Genomic DNA, 17,490 nt, shown 5'->3' with positions numbered 1-17,490 from the left:
AGATTGGCATGAATCTGCCCCCAACAGTCACGGAACGCGCCTTTGATCGCCTCGCCGAGATCGGCGCAGCGGATCAGGGTCAAGCCCTGCGCGTCGCGGTGGAAGGCGGCGGATGTTCCGGTTTTCAATACGAAATCGCGCTGGATAAACCTCAGGACGACGATCTGGTTCTCGAGGGCAAGGGCCAAAAGGTCATCGTGGATTCCGTTTCCCTGCCGTTTCTTGAAAATGCCGTCATCGACTTCACCCAGGAACTGATCGGCGCGCGGTTTGTAATCGAAAATCCCAACGCCACCTCATCCTGCGGCTGCGGCACCTCTTTTTCCATGTAGTAGAAAAATTGGGGGCTCTGCCCCCGCCGCGGCAAGCCGCGACTCCCCCGAGGTATTTTCAAACAGAAGAAGCAGAAAATCCGCACTTCTTCTGTTCCCAAATACCTCGGAGCGCGAGGCAGAGCCTCGCAAACCCGCCATCCGCCTTGCCGTTGGGCCGGTTCTGCGCGATAGGTTGCCTTGAGGCATCGGAGGAGCGCGCATGAAAATCGCCACGTTCAATATCAACGGTATCAAGGCGCGGGCCGAGGCCCTGCCCCGGTGGCTGGATAATGCGCACCCCGATGTCGTTCTGCTGCAAGAGATCAAATCGGTGGACGAGAACTTCCCGCGCGAATTGTTCGAAGAGCGTGGTTACAATGTCGAAACCCATGGCCAAAAGAGTTTCAACGGGGTTGCCATCCTGTCGAAACTGCCGCTTGAGGATGTTTCGCGCGGATTGCCCGGCGATGACGAGGATGAGCAGGCGCGCTGGATCGAGGCGACTGTTGTCGGCAAGCGGGCCATTCGGATCTGCGGGCTGTACCTGCCCAATGGTAACCCGGCTCCGGGCCCGAAATACGACTATAAGCTTGCTTGGATGGAACGCCTATATGCACGCGCCAGGGACCTGATGGCCAGTGAAGAACCGGCGCTGATGGCCGGGGATTACAACATCATTCCGCAGCCCGAAGACGCGAAACGCCCCGACGCGTGGCGCGAGGATGCTCTGTTTCGCCCCGAAAGCCGCGCGGCCTTTCGCAAGATCCTGAATCTTGGGTTTACCGAGGCGTTTCGCGCCCGCACCCAAGGGCCCGGGCATTACTCGTTTTGGGATTACCAAGCGGGGGCCTGGAACAGGAATGACGGCATTCGGATCGACCATTTTCTACTGACGCCGCAAGCCGCCGACCTGATGCGCGACTGCCGGATTGATGCCGAGGTCCGTGGGCATGAAAAGCCGTCAGATCACGTTCCGGTCTGGGTGGATCTGGATATCTGAAAGATCAGGCGGTCACGTCGTGGCTGTAAATCCATTCGTACCGGCGCGTCAGATGCGGCCCCAGGGCTGAAAGCGCCAGCTGCGCGGCAAACCGCATGGGGCCTTGCAGGTGAAAGTTGCGGGCGTTTGCGGCAGCTGTGGCGACGACACGCTGGGCGCGAGGGATGCGTGTTGCCTCATAGGCCGCAAGGGCGCGGGCCACGCCCGATTGGTCCGTGAAGGACCGCGCCAATACCCAGGCGTCTTCCAGTGCCAGACAGGCCCCCTGCGCCATGAAAGGCAAGGTTGGGTGCGCGGCGTCCCCAAGCAAGGCAACACGCCCGTTTTGCCATGTCTGGGCGACGGGCCGCAGGAACAGCGCCCAGACATGCGCTTCCTTCACCTCGGCCAAAATATCGCGCACGGGGCCACCGAAGTCAGCGAACCGGGCGCGCAGATCATCTGGATCGCCCTGCTTGCGCCAGCCTTCTTCCTGCCAGTCAGACCGCTCTTCTACTGCCACGATATTCATGAGTTTCTGGTCGCGCAGAGGGTAAGTCACCACATGGCGGCGTGGACCCATTGTAAGGGTTGCGCGCGGCTCTGCTTCGGCACCACTCCACGGGAGCGTCGCGCGCCAGGCGACCTGATGGGTGAAACTGGGCATCTCGGGCCCGTTCAAGTCGGGCCGGATGGCGCTTCGCCCGCCATCGGCGGCTATGGCACATTCGGCGCGGAGGCGTTCCCCGTTAGCCAACACAATCTCGGCTTCTGCGGGGTGCTTGTGCACCTGGGTCACGCGCGCATTCAATCGTATGTCCACGCCCGCCTTTTTGGCCGCGTCATGCAGCAGATCCAGAAGATCGGCGCGGTGGTAGTAATAGGTCGCCCCCGCCGTCGGGCCCGGAACGCGGCTGATCACACGCCCTTTGCGATAGTCGCACAACACCGTGCCGTAAGATCGCTGCCCCAGTTCGGGGATGTCCGAGACCACGTTCAGGGCGTGCAGAACGCGCATCCCGTTTGCGCTGATCTGCAGGCCCGCCCCGACCTCGGTCAAGGCGGGGGCCTGTTCCAGCACTGTCACCTGCGCCCCGCGTTGGCGCAAAGCCAGCGCTGCGGCCAGCCCGCCGATGCCGCCGCCGATGACACAGAATCTAAGCCCGTCGATATTCATGCCCTTGGCTTAACGCAAAAACGCCGAGGCGACAGGCCCCGGCGTTTGTGTTCTTGTGGATTCCGCAGCGATCAATCGTCGCGGTGAACCTTCTCGCGCCGCTCGTGGCGTTCCTGCGCCTCTAGCGTCATGGTTGCAATCGGACGTGCATCCAGACGTTTCAGCGAAATCGGATCGCCTGTCTTTTCGCAATACCCGTATTCGCCTTCGTCGATCCGGCGCAGGGCCGAGTCGATCTTGGCCACCAGCTTGCGCTGACGATCCCGGGTGCGCAGTTCCAGCGCACGGTCGGTTTCCTCGCTTGCGCGATCGGCGACATCGGGAATGTTTCGGGTATTGTCTTGCAGCCCTTCGATCGTGTCGCGGCTGCCTGCGAGTAATTCTGTCTTCCAATCCAGCAGCTTGCGCCGAAAATACTCAAGCTGCCGATCATTCATGAAAGGTTCATCTTCGGCCGGGCGGTAATCGTCCGGCAGAAAAACTTCCTGCTTCATATTTGCTCCCTCGGTATGGCCTGAAACGTCGGTAGCGGTAGTATCACCTGACATTTGGCACCCCCTTCTGCGCAGCGTTTATCCGACGGGCACACGATTGTCACTACACAAACGTAGGACCGGCGCGCCGGGTCGCTGGGCTGTCTAAATATGAGACTTGAAACAACAAAACGTTGTTTTTCAGTGGTCATACGCAGGTTTTTTTGGGGCAAGTTTCAACCGGCGGCACAACGGGGCACCTGCGAATCACGTAAAAGGGTTTGGAGTCGTTGCGATTTTCCGCTGAATCGACGCAGCGACCCGGGTTGTCAAAAACCCCACCCCTCTGTAACCCGGAACCAAGATCGCCCGCATCCGCGCGCTACCACATGAGGGGCCCATGACCGCACGTTTCCAAGGCACAGCCGAATATGTTGCCACAGACGACCTGAATATCGCCGTGAACGCCGCCGTCACGCTGGAACGTCCCCTGTTGGTCAAGGGGGAACCCGGCACCGGCAAAACCGAGCTGGCCAAGCAGGTGGCCGGCGCGTTGGGTCTGAAAATGATCGAGTGGAATGTGAAATCCACCACCCGTGCGCAGCAGGGCCTTTATGAATACGACGCCGTCAGCCGGTTGCGCGACAGTCAGCTGGGTGAAGAGCGCGTGCATGACGTCGCGAACTATATCCGCAAGGGTAAACTGTGGCAGGCGTTCGAGGCGGACGAAAAGGTCGTTCTGCTGATCGACGAAATCGACAAGGCCGATATCGAGTTTCCAAACGACCTGCTGCAGGAACTCGATAAGATGGAGTTCCATGTCTACGAGACCGGCGAGACCATCCGGGCCCAGAACCGCCCCATCGTCATCATCACTTCGAACAACGAAAAGGAACTGCCCGACGCCTTCCTGCGCCGCTGTTTCTTCCACTATATCCGCTTCCCGGACGAGGCCACAATGCGCCGCATTGTCGAGGTGCATCACCCCGGCATCAAGGATGCACTGCTGACCACCGCCCTGACGCAGTTCTACGAAATCCGCGAGACGCAGGGGCTGAAGAAAAAGCCCTCGACCTCGGAAGTGCTGGACTGGCTCAAGCTGCTCTTGGCCGAGGATCTGACCGCCGAGGATCTGAAACGCGATGGGGCCAATGCCCTGCCCAAGCTGCACGGGGCGCTGCTGAAGAACGAGCAGGACGTGCATCTGTTCGAGCGTCTGGCCTTTATGGCGCGCAGCAAGCGCTAAATTGCCTTTGAACAGGCTGTGAACGCGGCTTGCCTTGCGACGGGGTGGATGTCAGCATCGAAAGACCTAAGGTTATCTCAGGAACAGGACGCATCGCTTGGCCAACGCACCGAAAATTCGCCCCCTCACGACTGAGGACAGGGATCAATGGGCCGAGATGTGGCACGCCTATCTGGCGTTCTATGAAACCTCCGTCCCGGATGAGGTCTACCACACCACGTTTGAGCGCCTGTTAGGCGATGATCCGCAGGATTTCTCGTGCTTTGTCGCTGAACAGGATGGCAGGCTTGTCGGCCTGACGCATTATCTGTTCCACCGCCACGCTTGGAAGGTTGAAAAGGTGTGCTATCTGCAGGACCTGTTTGCCTGGCCCGAAGCACGCGGTACCGGAGTCGGGCGCGCCCTGATCCAGGCGGTGTATGACGAGGCTGACCGACAAGGCGCGCCGTCGGTCTACTGGCTGACGCAGGATTTCAACCACACGGCACGAAAGCTATATGACCGGATCGGCACGCTGACGCCCTTTATCAGGTACAATCGCTCATGATGCGTTGGGGCGCGCTTGCTGCGGCACTGGTGCTTTCCGCCTGCGCATCCGTCGAACGGATCGAGCTGCCGGACAGCGTGAAAGTTGTCGAACGGTCACTGCCCCCGGCCAAGACGTTTTTAACGGCGCGCCCTACCCCTCCGGCGCGATCGAACACCAACATCGCTTCGGATTTTGTCGATCTGCATTTCGCACTGGAAGGCGGTACAAAACTGCCGGTGTTCACACGGTTCGAGACACCGGTCACGGTCCGTCTGACCGGCAGGCCCACGCCCAGTATGCAGCGTGATCTGACCAGCCTTCTGTCGCGGCTGCAACGCGAAGCCCGGATCGATATTCGCCAGATCACCGAGGGTCAGTCCAACATCACTATCGAGGCCGTCAGCCAGCGCGACATTCACCGCATCCTGCCAAACGCGGCCTGTTTCGTGGTGCCCAACTCCTCCAGCCTGGAAGAATACCGCCGCGACCGGCGCAAGATCAAAAGCAGCTGGACCGAGCTGCGCCAGCGCGAGCGATTGGGGATTTTTATCCCTTACGATGTCAGCCCTCAGGAAATGCGCGATTGCCTGCATGAAGAACTGGCACAGGCGCTGGGGCCGTTGAACGACCTGTATCACCTGCCGGATTCGGTGTTCAACGACGACAATATCCACACCGTTCTGACCGGGTTCGACATGCTGATCCTGCGGGCGGCCTATGCGCCCGAGCTGCGCACCGGCATGACCCGCGAACAGGTCGAGGCGGTGATCCCGGGTGTGCTGAGCCGTCTGAACCCGCGCGGCGATCGGCTGGCAGTGCAGCCATTGACCGAAACACCGCGCGAATGGATCGACGCAATCAACAAATCCCTCGGCCCCGGCCCCGGATCCCCCCGGCAAATGCGTGCCGCCCAACGGGCCGCCGAAATCGGTCGGCAACTGGGATGGACCGACCATCGCCGCGCCTATCCGCATTACCTGATGGGCCGCATGGTCCAGTTCCGCGATCCGGCAGCGGCGTTGCAACAATATCAGATCGCCATGCAGTTCCTGAACGCCACACCGGGAACCGAGGTGCACCGCGCCCACGTCACAACCCAGACCGCCGCCTTTGCCCTGGCACAGGATCGCGGGCCGGACGTGCTGCCGCAGCTGGACAGCGCCATTGATGTGATGACCCGTGCCGAAAATGCCTCACTCCTCGCGACGTTGCTACTGCTGAAATCCGAGGCGTTGAAGCAGGACGGACAGATGCAGCAGGCACGCGCCGTCAGGGTGGACAGTCTGGGGTGGGCGCGATACGGGTTTGGCTCGGATCTGGTGGTGCAGTCGCTGGTGGAAAGCGGCGCGGCTGGACGTTTGGACAACAATACAAGCGGATGACAAACGAATGCTCGTAGTACTGGGAATGGCTGTTTTGGGTGCAATCCTGGGCGTTTTGAGCGCACGCAAGCGCAACGGCAACGCTGCGGATATGGCGCAATACGCGGCAGGCTATGGCATTGCCTTTGCCCTGGTGGGCCTGATCCTGTCGCTGATCCTTGTGCGGTTTGTGGGGTAGCCCGTGTTCCTGCCCTTCTTCGAAAACCTTCGCAAAGCAGGCATCCCCGTATCCCTGCGCGAATATCTGACCTTTCTGGAAGGCATGAAGAAGGGTCTGGCCACCTATGATGTCGAGGCGTTCTACTACCTCGCCCGTGTCTCGATGGTGAAGGACGAGCGCAACATCGACAAGTTCGACCGCGCCTTTGCCGCCAGTTTCGAAGGGCTGGGCGAGATCAGCTTTGATCAGGTGCTGGATGCCGTCGACATCCCCGCCGACTGGCTGGCCAAAATGGCCGAGAAACATCTGAGCGATGAGGAAATGGCCGAGATCGAGGCGCTTGGCGGGTTCGACAAGCTGATGGAGACGCTGCGCGAGCGTTTGCAGGAACAGCAAGGCCGCCATCAGGGCGGCAACAAGTGGATCGGCACCGCCGGGACCTCTCCGTTCGGGGCTTACGGCTATAACCCCGAAGGCGTGCGCATCGGCCAGAAGGAAAGCCGCCATCAGCGTGCCGTGAAAGTCTGGGACAAGCGTGAATTCAGAAACTTGGACGACACAGTTGAACTGGGCACCCGCAACATCAAGGTCGCCCTGAAACGCCTGCGCCGATGGGCGCGCGAGGGCGCGGTCGAGGAACTGGATCTGGACGGCACCATCCGCGCCACGGCTGAACACGGCTATCTGGACGTCAAAACCCGGCCCGAGCGCCATAATGCAGTCAAGGTGCTGCTGTTTCTGGACGTCGGCGGCTCAATGGACCCGCATATCAAGGTGGTTGAGGAATTGTTTTCAGCCGCGCGGACCGAATTCAAGCATCTGGAATACTACTACTTCCACAATTGTCTCTATGAAGGTGTCTGGCGCGACAACCGCCGCCGCTGGGATCAACAGACCCCAACGCATGAGGTTCTGCGCACCTACGGCCCGGACTACAAATGCATCTTTGTCGGCGACGCCTCGATGAGTCCCTACGAAATCGCCTATCCCGGCGGTGCCAACGAACACTGGAACCAGGAGGCCGGGCAAGTCTGGCTGCAACGTGCCCGCGAACAGTGGAGTTCCAACCTGTGGATCAACCCGGTGCCCGAGAAGTACTGGGAATACACCCATTCCATCGGCACGGTCCGCGAGATTTTCGAGAACCGGATGGTGCCCATGACGCTGGCCGGGCTGGAACAGGGCATGCGGGACCTGACGCGGTGAGCAGTGTGCCGGGTTTGCGCCCACACTTCCGATTACTGTACGGTACACGAATGTCCTCTATCAATCCGCAATGCCTTGCAAAACGCAGTTCTAAAAACTGATTAGCGGAGTTTCTGCACCAGACCCTTCGGCAAGCGGCCCGACTTGGTAGAGTCGCGAGGTTAGGGAACGCTGCATCTTCTCGCAGACCCAGATGGCCTCGGATCGAAATTCACCAATTTCCAGCGGGTACTGCCCTGAGCAACGCTGGAAAATGCCAAGGTTGAGGAAGAACACGCGCCCGAAGGCTGTCCGATCAAGGGCAACATCCCGCAAAGCGGACGCATCTACCACCCGCCCTGGTCACCTTGGTGCTCACGGACGAAGATCAACACGTCAAGGGTGAGCGCTGGTTCCGCGATGAGGGTGAGGCTTTTTTTGTGGATTTGCGGGTTCCGAAGTAGCGGTGGGCAGGTAACTATTCGCCCAGTCGTTCCATTCGCTTTCGAGCTTCGTCTGAACCTAAGTCAGCTGCGCGAGCGTATATTCTTCTTGCTGCGTCTGAGTTTGGAACAGGAAATGGAGACCTTTCCGCATTGAAGGTTGCTGGATCGTACATTTCCGCCACAAGGATCAACGCGGAAATTCTGGTATCTGTTTCGGTGTCTTGGTCACTGGAAAGCTGCATCAAAACACCAAGGGCAAGTTCAAGGTTCTCCCGCCCGCCTTCTTCAATCAACGCCAAAGTAATACTTATTTGGTCTTCACCTGAAAGACTCTCGCCGGGTTGCGCCACTTCGCCAACTAAGTCGTGAACACCGTCTCCATGGTAGTAGAACCGTGCCCCTCCGAAGCCACCAGCAATCACAATTAGCAATACTGCCAGCGCTCGATACTTCCCGGGGCCTTTGTTAGGAGGCTCGGGTTCGCCACCGTAAGCGGCTCGAGTTATGCGCCGCTCAGGCGCAATATGTCGTGGTCCGTCCCAATCGCTCATAACGACCCTAAATCACATTGATGGTTGCGCGCGCCATCTCAAATCCAATCCAGATGGCAGAAGCGACGCAAAACAAAATCTTTAGGTTGTAAGTCAGCCGCCTGATTGTACCTGAAGCTGACGGGTACGGATACCTGCCGCTTTCTTCGTCCTTTTCTTCAAGAATTTTTAGTAGGCCCCGGTTTTGATAGTCCGCTGCGACATACTGCAACAAATCGCAGACCAGCGAGAGGATTGCTAAGCAAGCCGGACCTGCAATTCGTGCAGGGCTCAAGAAGCCGTCCCCGTCACTCGCAGTGCCTTCGATAACAAAAGACATGCAAGTAACCAAAATACCGACAGAGACTGTCCAGACACGGTCGCTGATCCGCGATGTTGTCCAATTCAGGTTTTCAATGATGGTCTTCTTGTCAGGCATGGGTAAGACGGCTTCGTTTGAATGCCTCAACGCTTACACGTGCACCCCTGCTTGTAAATAAGACAAACCCGGTTGATCTCTGTGAATACAACAGCAGACGTCGGTGCAACTGCAGGGAAAGCTCGCTTTGTACACACAGCCGACTTAAGGCTTTTTTGTTTGCTCTCGACGTGAAGCGCTACCATATCTACCCCATGTTGCGTTTCACCCCGATCCTTCTCGCCATTGCTTATGGCCTTGTGATGTACCGGATTTCCGTCTGGCGCACCCATCGTGAGTTGGACCAGAAGTCGACCGAGCTGGCTGATCCGGCGTTGAAGCGGATGACCGACCGGCTGGCCGCCGCTTTGGATATCGCGCGGGTGCCGGTTTATATTTATGAGATTGATCCGGTGAACGGTCTGGCCGCGCCGGATGGGCGGATTTTCATCACGCGCGGGTTTTATCGCAAGTTCCGGAACGGTGAGGTTTCGGCCGAAGAAATGGCCAGCGTGATTGCGCATGAGCTGGGGCATGTGGCCTTGGGTCATGCGCGGCGTCGGATGATCGATTTCTCGGGACAGAACGCCTTGCGCACGGCGCTGATCCTGGTGCTGAACCGGTTCATTCCGTTTGTCGGCGCGATGATCGCCAATGCGCTGACCTCACTGCTGGCCTCGCGCCTGTCGCGGCAGGATGAGTATGAGGCTGACGAATACGCCGCTGCTTTGCTGACCAAGGCCGGGATCGGGATCGAGCCGCAGAAATCCCTGTTTCACAAGCTGGAAGATCTGACGCAGCAGAGGGCTGGAATGGTGCCTGCCTGGCTCATGAGCCATCCGAAGACGGGTGAGCGGATTGCGGCGTTGGAGGCGCTTGAGCAGCGTTGGGCGGGTGGCTGAGGTTGCACAGCGAGAGGCCAGCCTCCCGCCATTGGCGCTCGAACCAATGGCGCACCAATGGCGGCTCTCCGAGATATTTTCAGCCAGATGAAGTGGGATCCCGCCTATTGAGTGAGTGCTTTGCCCAGACGCGGCAGGCGGGCTTTTTTCATCAGCGCGCGCAAGGTCCATTGGTCGCCGGACAGGCGGTTGGCTTCGGCCAGGATTTGGGTGGCGGTATTGGTCATGCCGTCGGGGTCGGTTTGCCAGAAGCTGTGAAGCAGAGTGTCGGGGTCGCGGCGGTCAAGCCCCTCTTCCGCAAGGATGTTTTTGGGGAAATCCTTTGCGTTGACCGTGACGATAAGGTCGGCTGAGGCGTCAATGGCAGTTGCCAGAACGTGGATATCTGCCGGGTCAGGCAGCCACAGGCGCTGTTCAAGCCCCGGTGCGGGCGCGCGTTCGGCTTTTGGCCATCGCGCCTGAGTCAGGGCGATTTCAGCGCGGGCCTGGGCCTCGCCCTCGGGGCCGAGTTTGCGGGCGGCGCGGGCCCATTCCTCTAGGATGCGGGCCGACCAGATCGGGGTGAAATGGCCGAGTTTGGCGGCACCCAGCAGCATCTCTCGCATCACCGTGGGGTAGATGACGCAGGTGTCCAGAACCGCCTTCACAGCCGGTAGAACACGGCTTTGAGGTAACCGCTTTCGGCCAGTTGCGGCAGTTGCGGGTGGTCGGGGCCTGCGAAACCTGTGTGGATCAGTTGCGCTTGGCGTCCGGCCCGGCCGATCCCGCGCGATGAGGCGTCGCGGAAGCGTCCAAGATCGGCGGCGTGTGAGCAGGAGCAGAGGCCCAGATAGCCACCGGGCTTAACCAGCGGCGCGGCCAGACGCGCGATGCGTTCATAGGCGCGCAGCCCCGCATCCAGTGCCTGTTTCGACGGCGCAAAGGCGGGCGGGTCGCAGATGACAGCGTCGAACTGCGCGCCCTCCTCGCCCAGTTGGGTCAGCACGTCGAAAGCGTCGCCCTGGCGGGTCCGGAAACGACCCGAGCAGCCGGTAGCCTCGGCCCCTTTGCTTGCCAGGTCCAAAGCGGCAGCGGAGCCATCGACGCAGGTAGCTTGCGCGGCCCCTCCGGCCAGCATGGCGAGGCCAAAGCCGCCCACATGGCTGAACACATCCAGCACCTGTGCGCCGGGATGAACCAGCCGGGCAGCAAAGGCATGGTTCGGGCGCTGATCGTAGAACAGGCCGGTTTTCTGGCCGCCAGTCAGGTCGGCCATATAGGTCGCGCCATTCATCGGCACCGGTACCGGCGCGTCCGGGGCCGACCCGCGCAGGATTTGGTTCTCGTCATCCAACCCCTCAAGCCCGCGGGTGCGGCCTGAGGCGTTTTTGAGGACGGTCGTCACTCCGGTCACCTTAACCAGCGCCTCGGTCAGTGTTTCCAGATGTGCCTCGGCCCAGGCCGCGTTGGGCTGGATCACACAGGCGTCCCCGAAGCGGTCGATGATCACACCGGGAAAGCCGTCCGCCTCGGCGTGGATCAGGCGGTAGTATGGCGCATCGAACAGACGCTCGCGCATGTCAAGCGCGCGGCGCAGGCGGGTTTCGAACCAATCCGCGTTCAACTCGGCGTCGAGGTCGCGGTCCAGCACACGGCACATGATCTTGGACTCGGGGTTGACGGCCACCAAGGCAATTGGCGCGCGTTTGTCATCTTCGAGCACAGCCATTGCCCCGGCGGGGATTTTGCGGGTGCGGCGGTCGGTGACGATGTCATTGGCGTAGACCCACGGGAACCCGTGGCGCAGACCGCGCGCATTGGCTTTGGGTTTCAGGCGGATACGGGGGCGTTCGGCGGTTTGGGTCATGACCGCCTCATAGTCGCGAACAGAGCGAAGGAAAAGCCCTTAGCGCGGGCGCGAGCGCCAGCCGCCACGTCGTTTCGGGGCCTGAGCGGATTGCAACCCCTCGGCCAGCACCTGTGTCATCGGGTGATCGGCCTCCTGCGCGGCATAGGCGGCGTGCAAGGTGGTCAGCGCCTGTTTCTGATCCAACCCGTCCGGCAAGCTCAGCGCCCAGTCGAGGAAGATGCTGCGGCATTCCGGCAGGGCGATACCTTCGATGTTATACGCCTCGCGGATTAGGCCCTTGGGGTCGTTGGGATCAGTGCTGCGCGCCATCTTCGCCCTCTTTGGTTACGCTGCCGATGATCGCGGCGGCGGATGTGTAACTGTCTTGCAGCGCGGCTTGCAGCGCATCGACCTGATCGAACCCTGTGGCCCGGCAGAGGAAGGCGGTTCCGCCCTCGCCAATGTCATCCGCTTCGATCACCTTGCCCGAAAGCAGCCGCGCCGCGCATTGCACCGACCAGCATAGATCGTAACTGTCCTTGAGCGTTTGTGCCTGCGCGACATCCAGCAAACCGGCAGCGACTGCACCGTCGAGGCCCGAGCGGACATCCCGCTCCGCGATACCCGCCAGCAATGCGCCGGTCTCCGCCATCAACTCGATATCCATCATCCGGCCGGGGCCGTTTTTGGCGTCCCAAACGCCAGCAGGTGCCTTTGCGGCGGCCAGACGGGTGCGCATCTCGGCCACTTCATGCAGCACCTTGTCGGTCGCACGCGGGTGCGACAGGAATTCGGCCCGGAAAGTTTCAATATCACTTGCCAGACCGGCGTCGCCCGCGACCACATGGGCGCGCGTCAGGGCGAGGTGTTCCCAGACCCATGCCTCTTCCTGCTGATAGTGAGTGAAGCTAGCCCAGCTGGTGGCAACCGGCCCCTGATTGCCCGAGGGGCGCAGGCGCATATCGACCTCGTATAGGCGACCCTGAGACATCGGGGCCGACAGTGCCGTGATCAGCGCCTGCGTGAAACGGGCATAGTATGTGCGCGTCGCCAGCGGGCGCGGGCCATCGGACATATCCTGATCCAGCGGGTCATAGATCACGATCATGTCCAGATCGGATTGTGAATTGATCCGCCCTGCCCCCAGCGACCCCATGCCCAGAACCGCCGCACCACGTCCCGGTGCAGGCCCGTGTTTGCGGGCGAAATTGTCGGCCACATGAGGCAGGATCGCCGCGATGACCGCCTGCGCCAGATCGGCGTATTGGCGACCGGCTTGCGCGCCATCGATCAGGCCCCGCAAATGGTGCACACCGACACGGAAATGCCACTCCTTGCACCAGCGCCGCGCCAGATCAAGCTGGGTCTCGTAATCCGCCTCGTCCTCCAGCGCCTGCGCCAGTTCCGCCTGCAACGCCGCTTGCCCCGGCCAGTCGGCAAAGAAACTGCCACCGATCACGGCATCGAACACGGAGGCATTGCGCGACAGGTGCGAGGCCAACGCATGCGACGTGCCCACAATGTCGATCAACAGATCAATCAGTTGGGGGTTGGCTTCGAACAGGGAAAACAACTGCACGCCAGCGGGCAGACCGGCCAGAAACCCGTCCAGCGCCAACAGCGCCTCTTCGGGCTTGGCCGTCTTGGCGAGGCGCGACAAAAGCTCAGGCCGGAGCCGGTCAAAGATCCGCCTGCCCCGTTGTGAGCGCAGCGCCGGATAGGTCGCCCATCGGGCCAGAATGCTCTTGTCAAACGTAACCTCTTGTTCCGGTGTCGGAGACGCCCCGGGTCCGGGGGCAAAGAACCCTTCGGTCAGCTCGTGCACTTCGCTCAGGCGGCGGGTCAGGTCAGCGGTCAGGTCCGCGCTGGTGGCCCCCATCAGGCAGGCGACGCGTTCGATCCCGTCCGCAGATTTCGGCACCTTATGGGTCTGAGCGTCGTGGATCATCTGGATGCGATGTTCGACCTCGCGATGGGCGCGATAGTGATCGGTCAGCTTTTCAGCAACGTCTTCCGGCACCCAGCCCTTTGCCGCCAAGGCTGCCAGTCCGGGCACCGTCCCACGCACGCGAAGATCCGGGTCGCGCCCCCCGGCAATCAACTGGCGGGTCTGGGTGAAGAACTCGATCTCGCGTATCCCGCCCTGCCCCAGCTTCATGTCGTGGCCCGGGATCGAGAGGCTGCCGCCCGTCCCCTTGTTCTCACGAATGCGCAGGCGCATGTCGTGGGCGTCCTGAATGGCGGCGAAATCCAGATGCCGACGCCAGACAAAGGGGCGCAGCGTTTCCAGAAACCGCTGCCCGGCTGCAATGTCGCCCGCGCAGGCGCGCGCCTTGATATAGGCTGCACGCTCCCACGTGCGGCCCAAGCTTTCGTAGTACCGCTCGGCCGCTTCCATCGCCATGCAGACCGGAGTCACCGCCGGATCGGGACGCAGGCGCAGATCCGTGCGGAATACATAACCCTCAGCGGTCTTGTCACTGAGCGTGGCACAGAAGTTGCGCGTGGCCCGCACCATCCCCTGCCGGGCTTCGTAGAAATCATCCGGGTCAAACCGCGTCTCGTCGAACAACACGATCAGATCGATGTCCGAGCTGTAGTTCAGTTCATGCGCACCCATCTTGCCCATCGCCAGAATGACCATACCGGCGGCGGTTTCGACGTCATCCTCGGTCATGCCGGGCAGTTTGTTGCGGCGGATCAGGGTGGCAATCTCGGCCTTGGCCGCCACATCCGCCGCCAAGGCTCCGAAATCGGTCAGCGCAGCCGTCACCTTTTCCAACGGCCATGCGCCCGCGATATCTGCCAAAGCGGTCAGCACTGCCATGCGGCGCTTGGCAAGTCTCAGGCCCGGTTTAAGCTGGTCAGGCGCAAGCGCGCGGGCCGTTGCCATAACCTCGTCCAGCGCCTCATCCGGGTGGTGCAGCGCGTTTGGCAACCACTCTCTTTCTTGCTCGATCAGACCTTTCAGATAGGGGCTTGATCCAGCCGTCCCGGCGATCAGATCGCCTTGCTCAGCATTCAGATCCGGGATCAAAGCGCGCGTTTCATCCCCCAGCGAGGGATCAAACGCACGCGGCAGACGATTGATGGACAGGCTATTATTCATACCCGGACCCTGCGCATCGCCGCAGGGCAAGGTCAATGGGGCAAACGCATCACAGGTCCTGAACCGGAGTGTCCTGGCTAAAGCTGTTGACCCAAACCCCATGCCGACGCTCCCACAGGGAGGAAATCAGCATCGCATCCCATTCGGTGGCGTCAGGGCGCAGGTAATCCGCCCTATAGGACAACAGCACGACGTCAGGCGTCAGAATCCGCAGCTTTTCCTGGCTCAGCTTGAACTCCGCCATTGTCGGTGCATCTGCAAACTGACCCACATGGTCGTCACGATTGGCAAAGCCAGAGGGGTAAATACCCAGAAAATCAGCGCTCAGCAGCGCCCTGTCGGCGCTGGCATCACCATTAACCAATGCGGCCCAGACCTGCGTTTCAAGCTTCAGAATATCAGCAAGCGAAGGGGCGGTTTCGATTTCTACAGTCATGCCTGCACCCTGCGTGCGAAGCCTTCTGCCGTCAACCGATCCACAAAATGTAAATCTTTTTCACATCGACCCCTTGCAACCGGCCAGAACCTCCCCATCTAGACAATGTGAAAGGAATTTACATCAAACCCTGGAGAGACCACATGACCGCATTGTCCGAACCCGCCGCCCCTGCAAACCCGGGATGGCTTCACCGCACCGAGGCCTGGATGGACGACAAAGGCAAAGGCGCCTGGATCGCCGCCATGGTCCTTGGTTTCATCTTCTTCTGGCCCCTGGGCCTGGCCCTTCTGGCCTATATGATCTGGAGCAAACGCATGTTCAGCAAGTCCTGCAGCCGCCGCAAATCCTGGCACAGCCATATGAGCGCCATGAAACCTTCCGGCAACAGCGCGTTCGACGCCTACAAGGCAGACACTCTGGCACGGCTGGAACGCGAACAGCAGGATTTCGAGGCCTTCCTGCATCGCCTGCGTGAAGCCAAGGACAAGGCCGAGTTCGACCAGTTCATGGATGAACGCGCCCGCGAGAACACCGAAGACGAAGGCAAAGGCGAACCTGCCTAAAGCCCCTTGCCCTGTCCCGAATTTTCGGGACAGGGTGACACGACCTTATCTCTGAGACAGCTATACATGACCCACCTGCCCGATCCTGATCGCCAGCCCGAATTTTACCGATCCGTCGCGACCAAACGCTTTTTCGCGTGGCTGTTCGACATCGCCTTTATCTCACTGCTGTGCATCGTGCCCGTCTTCCTGACATTTGGCGCGGGGCTGTTCTTCCTGCCGCTGATTTATGCGGTCATCAGCTTTGTCTACCGGGTAATCACCATCTCGAACGGCTCGGCCACGCTGGGCATGCGCTTCATGGGGATCGAGCTGCGCGATGCCTTCGGCGAGCGTATGGATATGGGCAAAGCCGTGGCCCATACCGCCGGATACTTCATCAGCATGGCGTTTTTCGTGGTCCAGATCATCTCGATCATCATGATGCTGACCAGCGCCCGTTGTCAGGGCCTGACCGATGCCTTCCTGGGCACAGTCATGATCAATCAGCGGGCCTGAACAGCCTTCGCGTGAATCACTTGGCGGCATCAAAAACCGTTGCTATCATCCGGTCCGAGGCTACATGAGACCTTCATGCGACACACGCTGCCAATTGCGCCACAATTCTATGTGACGGCCCCCCAGCCCTGCCCTTATCTTGAGGGCAGGATGGAACGTAAGCTTTTTACCGCCCTGCAAGGCGAAGGCGCAGACCAGCTGAACAATTCCCTGTCACAACAAGGATTTCGCCGGTCGCAGAACGTGCTCTATCGCCCGTCCTGCACAGATTGCGCGGCCTGCCTGTCGGCCCGGATCGACGTTGCCGCCTTTCACCCGACCAAAAGCCAAAAACGCGCGGCAAAACGCAACTCTTACCTGCAACGCCGCGCCACATCGCCCTGGGCCACGGACGAACAATACGAACTGTTCCGCCGCTACCTCGACACCCGCCACGCCGATGGGGGCATGGCCGATATGGACGTCTTCGAATTCGCCGCGATGATCGAGGAAACCCCGATCCGCAGCCGCGTTGTGGAATATGCCGACCCCGAAACCGGCAACCTGATTGCCGTCAGCCTGACCGATGTGCTCGATGACGGGCTGAGCATGGTCTATTCCTTCTATGATCCGCTGCAGCCTCAGAACTCTCTGGGCACCTACATGATACTCGACCATATCGAAATCGCGCGCGAGGCCGGCCTGCCCTATATCTACCTGGGTTACTGGGTGCCCGGCAGTCCGAAAATGGGGTACAAGGCCAAGTTCTCAGGGCTCGAAGCCTATGTGCAGGGGCAATGGCAGAAGATCCGGAACCCCGACACCTTTTCGGACGAGTCTCATCACCCTCTGTCCTCGGCACCCATTGCCGAACAGGTGGCGAATATCCATCTGCCAGACCGCCACCCCACCAAAGGCTGACCCAACATGAAACAAACCCTGCACGCCGTCACCCTTGTGGTGCCGGAGTATGATGCTGCAATCGAATTCTACACTGAAACGCTGGACTTCGCCCTGACACAGGATATCGACCTCGGCGGCGGTAAACGCTGGGTCCTTGTCACACCTCCCGGCTCTGACGGTGCCTCCCTGCTGCTGGCCAAAGCCGACGGCCCGGATCAAAGCGCCGCCATCGGCAACCAAACGGGCGGCCGGGTCGGTTTCTTCCTGCAAACCGATGACTTCGAACGCGACCACACGAACATGCAAGGCAAAGGCGTCACCTTCGAAGAAGAGCCGCGCCATGAACCCTATGGCTCGGTCGCCGTCTGGCGCGACCCGTTCGGCAATCGCTGGGACCTGATCCAGTTCACCTGATCCATTCTTCATCTGG

General features: G+C 60.5%; 20 protein-coding genes and 1 pseudogene. 12 read left to right on the top strand and 9 right to left on the bottom strand.

Going from position 1 to position 17,490, the window contains the following annotated elements:
* Positions 1-8: 8 nt before the first annotated feature.
* Complete coding sequence (locus ACR0E6_RS02900) at positions 9-332, top strand: HesB/IscA family protein (protein WP_170450056.1); 324 nt, start codon at positions 9-11, stop codon at positions 330-332.
* A 202-nt stretch (positions 333-534) separates the two neighbouring features.
* Positions 535-1,314, top strand: coding sequence for an exodeoxyribonuclease III (gene xth, locus ACR0E6_RS02895; protein WP_480580798.1), 780 nt, complete (start codon positions 535-537; stop codon positions 1,312-1,314).
* Positions 1,315-1,318: 4 nt separating this feature from the next.
* On the opposite strand, the gene ACR0E6_RS02890 is transcribed toward xth, so the two are convergent.
* Entirely contained in the window at positions 1,319-2,470 is a 1,152-nt protein-coding gene (locus ACR0E6_RS02890) for an FAD-dependent oxidoreductase (RefSeq protein WP_170450052.1), read from the bottom strand.
* 71 nt (positions 2,471-2,541) lie between these two features.
* Entirely contained in the window at positions 2,542-2,964 is a 423-nt protein-coding gene (gene dksA / locus ACR0E6_RS02885; RefSeq protein ID WP_170450050.1) for an RNA polymerase-binding protein DksA, read from the bottom strand.
* 379 nt (positions 2,965-3,343) lie between these two features.
* Here dksA and ACR0E6_RS02880 point away from each other — a divergent pair, with 379 nt between their 5' ends.
* The 5 genes and pseudogenes from ACR0E6_RS02880 to ACR0E6_RS02860 all read left to right on the top strand — a co-directional run bounded on the left by ACR0E6_RS02880 (position 3,344) and on the right by ACR0E6_RS02860 (position 7,466).
* Complete coding sequence (locus tag ACR0E6_RS02880; protein ID WP_170450048.1) at positions 3,344-4,189, top strand: AAA family ATPase; 846 nt, start codon at positions 3,344-3,346, stop codon at positions 4,187-4,189.
* Positions 4,190-4,277: 88 nt separating this feature from the next.
* A pseudogene (locus tag ACR0E6_RS02875) lies at positions 4,278-4,736 on the top strand (N-acetyltransferase family protein); the annotation flags it as partial.
* A complete protein-coding gene (locus ACR0E6_RS02870) occupies positions 4,733-6,100 on the top strand; it encodes a DUF2927 domain-containing protein (protein ID WP_480580795.1) in 1,368 nt (455 codons plus the stop codon). The pseudogene ACR0E6_RS02875 and the gene ACR0E6_RS02870, both read left to right, overlap by 4 nt.
* 7 nt (positions 6,101-6,107) lie before the next feature.
* Positions 6,108-6,278 carry a hypothetical protein gene (locus tag ACR0E6_RS02865; protein ID WP_170519210.1) on the top strand — a complete coding sequence of 57 codons (171 nt, stop codon included), beginning with the start codon at positions 6,108-6,110 and terminating at the stop codon, positions 6,276-6,278.
* A 3-nt stretch (positions 6,279-6,281) separates the two neighbouring features.
* Positions 6,282-7,466, top strand: coding sequence for a vWA domain-containing protein (locus ACR0E6_RS02860; protein ID WP_480580792.1), 1,185 nt, complete (start codon positions 6,282-6,284; stop codon positions 7,464-7,466).
* Between the two features lie 457 nt (positions 7,467-7,923).
* On the opposite strand, the gene ACR0E6_RS02855 is transcribed toward ACR0E6_RS02860, so the two are convergent.
* Both ACR0E6_RS02855 and ACR0E6_RS02850 read right to left on the bottom strand, forming a co-directional pair.
* Positions 7,924-8,442, bottom strand: coding sequence for a flagellar basal body-associated FliL family protein (locus ACR0E6_RS02855; RefSeq protein ID WP_480580790.1), 519 nt, complete (start codon positions 8,440-8,442; stop codon positions 7,924-7,926).
* 7 nt (positions 8,443-8,449) lie between these two features.
* Positions 8,450-8,860, bottom strand: coding sequence for a hypothetical protein (locus ACR0E6_RS02850; RefSeq protein WP_480580788.1), 411 nt, complete (start codon positions 8,858-8,860; stop codon positions 8,450-8,452).
* Positions 8,861-9,054: 194 nt separating this feature from the next.
* On the opposite strand from ACR0E6_RS02850, the gene ACR0E6_RS02845 reads away from it, so the two are divergent.
* Entirely contained in the window at positions 9,055-9,741 is a 687-nt protein-coding gene (locus ACR0E6_RS02845; protein WP_480582200.1) for a M48 family metallopeptidase, read from the top strand.
* Between the two features lie 104 nt (positions 9,742-9,845).
* On the opposite strand, the gene ACR0E6_RS02840 is transcribed toward ACR0E6_RS02845, so the two are convergent.
* The 5 genes from ACR0E6_RS02840 to ACR0E6_RS02820 are packed head-to-tail and all read right to left on the bottom strand — an operon-like array spanning position 9,846 to position 15,114.
* Positions 9,846-10,388 (bottom strand): RSP_2648 family PIN domain-containing protein, encoded by a 543-nt coding sequence (locus tag ACR0E6_RS02840; protein ID WP_480580786.1) that lies wholly within the window; start codon positions 10,386-10,388, stop codon positions 9,846-9,848.
* Positions 10,385-11,587, bottom strand: coding sequence for an RSP_2647 family RNA methyltransferase (locus ACR0E6_RS02835; RefSeq protein ID WP_480580784.1), 1,203 nt, complete (start codon positions 11,585-11,587; stop codon positions 10,385-10,387). Before ACR0E6_RS02835 ends, ACR0E6_RS02840 begins: the two co-directional genes overlap by 4 nt.
* 39 nt (positions 11,588-11,626) lie before the next feature.
* Complete coding sequence (locus ACR0E6_RS02830) at positions 11,627-11,899, bottom strand: hypothetical protein (RefSeq protein WP_170629029.1); 273 nt, start codon at positions 11,897-11,899, stop codon at positions 11,627-11,629.
* Positions 11,883-14,678, bottom strand: coding sequence for a bifunctional [glutamine synthetase] adenylyltransferase/[glutamine synthetase]-adenylyl-L-tyrosine phosphorylase (locus ACR0E6_RS02825; protein WP_480580782.1), 2,796 nt, complete (start codon positions 14,676-14,678; stop codon positions 11,883-11,885). The genes ACR0E6_RS02830 and ACR0E6_RS02825 overlap by 17 nt, the downstream gene beginning before the upstream one ends.
* A gap of 49 nt (positions 14,679-14,727) precedes the next feature.
* Positions 14,728-15,114: a DUF4440 domain-containing protein gene (locus ACR0E6_RS02820; protein WP_480580780.1), complete on the bottom strand. Its 387-nt coding sequence runs from the start codon at positions 15,112-15,114 to the stop codon at positions 14,728-14,730.
* A gap of 143 nt (positions 15,115-15,257) precedes the next feature.
* On the opposite strand from ACR0E6_RS02820, the gene ACR0E6_RS02815 reads away from it, so the two are divergent.
* The 4 genes from ACR0E6_RS02815 (at position 15,258) to ACR0E6_RS02800 (ending at position 17,474) form a co-directional block, all read left to right on the top strand.
* Entirely contained in the window at positions 15,258-15,680 is a 423-nt protein-coding gene (locus ACR0E6_RS02815) for a DUF2852 domain-containing protein (RefSeq protein WP_170450023.1), read from the top strand.
* 66 nt (positions 15,681-15,746) lie between these two features.
* Positions 15,747-16,178, top strand: a complete 432-nt coding sequence (locus ACR0E6_RS02810) for an RDD family protein (RefSeq protein ID WP_480580777.1) — start codon at positions 15,747-15,749, stop codon at positions 16,176-16,178.
* Between the two features lie 75 nt (positions 16,179-16,253).
* Complete coding sequence (locus tag ACR0E6_RS02805; protein WP_480580775.1) at positions 16,254-17,078, top strand: arginyltransferase; 825 nt, start codon at positions 16,254-16,256, stop codon at positions 17,076-17,078.
* 6 nt (positions 17,079-17,084) lie between these two features.
* The gene (locus ACR0E6_RS02800) at positions 17,085-17,474 is read left to right on the top strand and encodes a VOC family protein (protein ID WP_170450016.1); all 390 of its coding nucleotides are present in this window, start codon (positions 17,085-17,087) and stop codon (positions 17,472-17,474) included.
* Positions 17,475-17,490: the final 16 nt, after the last annotated feature.

It is taken from the genome of Ruegeria sp. AP12 (assembly GCF_056540025.1).
Note: the sequence above shows the minus strand (reverse complement) of the source record. Positions and strands in the feature narration are given on the sequence as shown.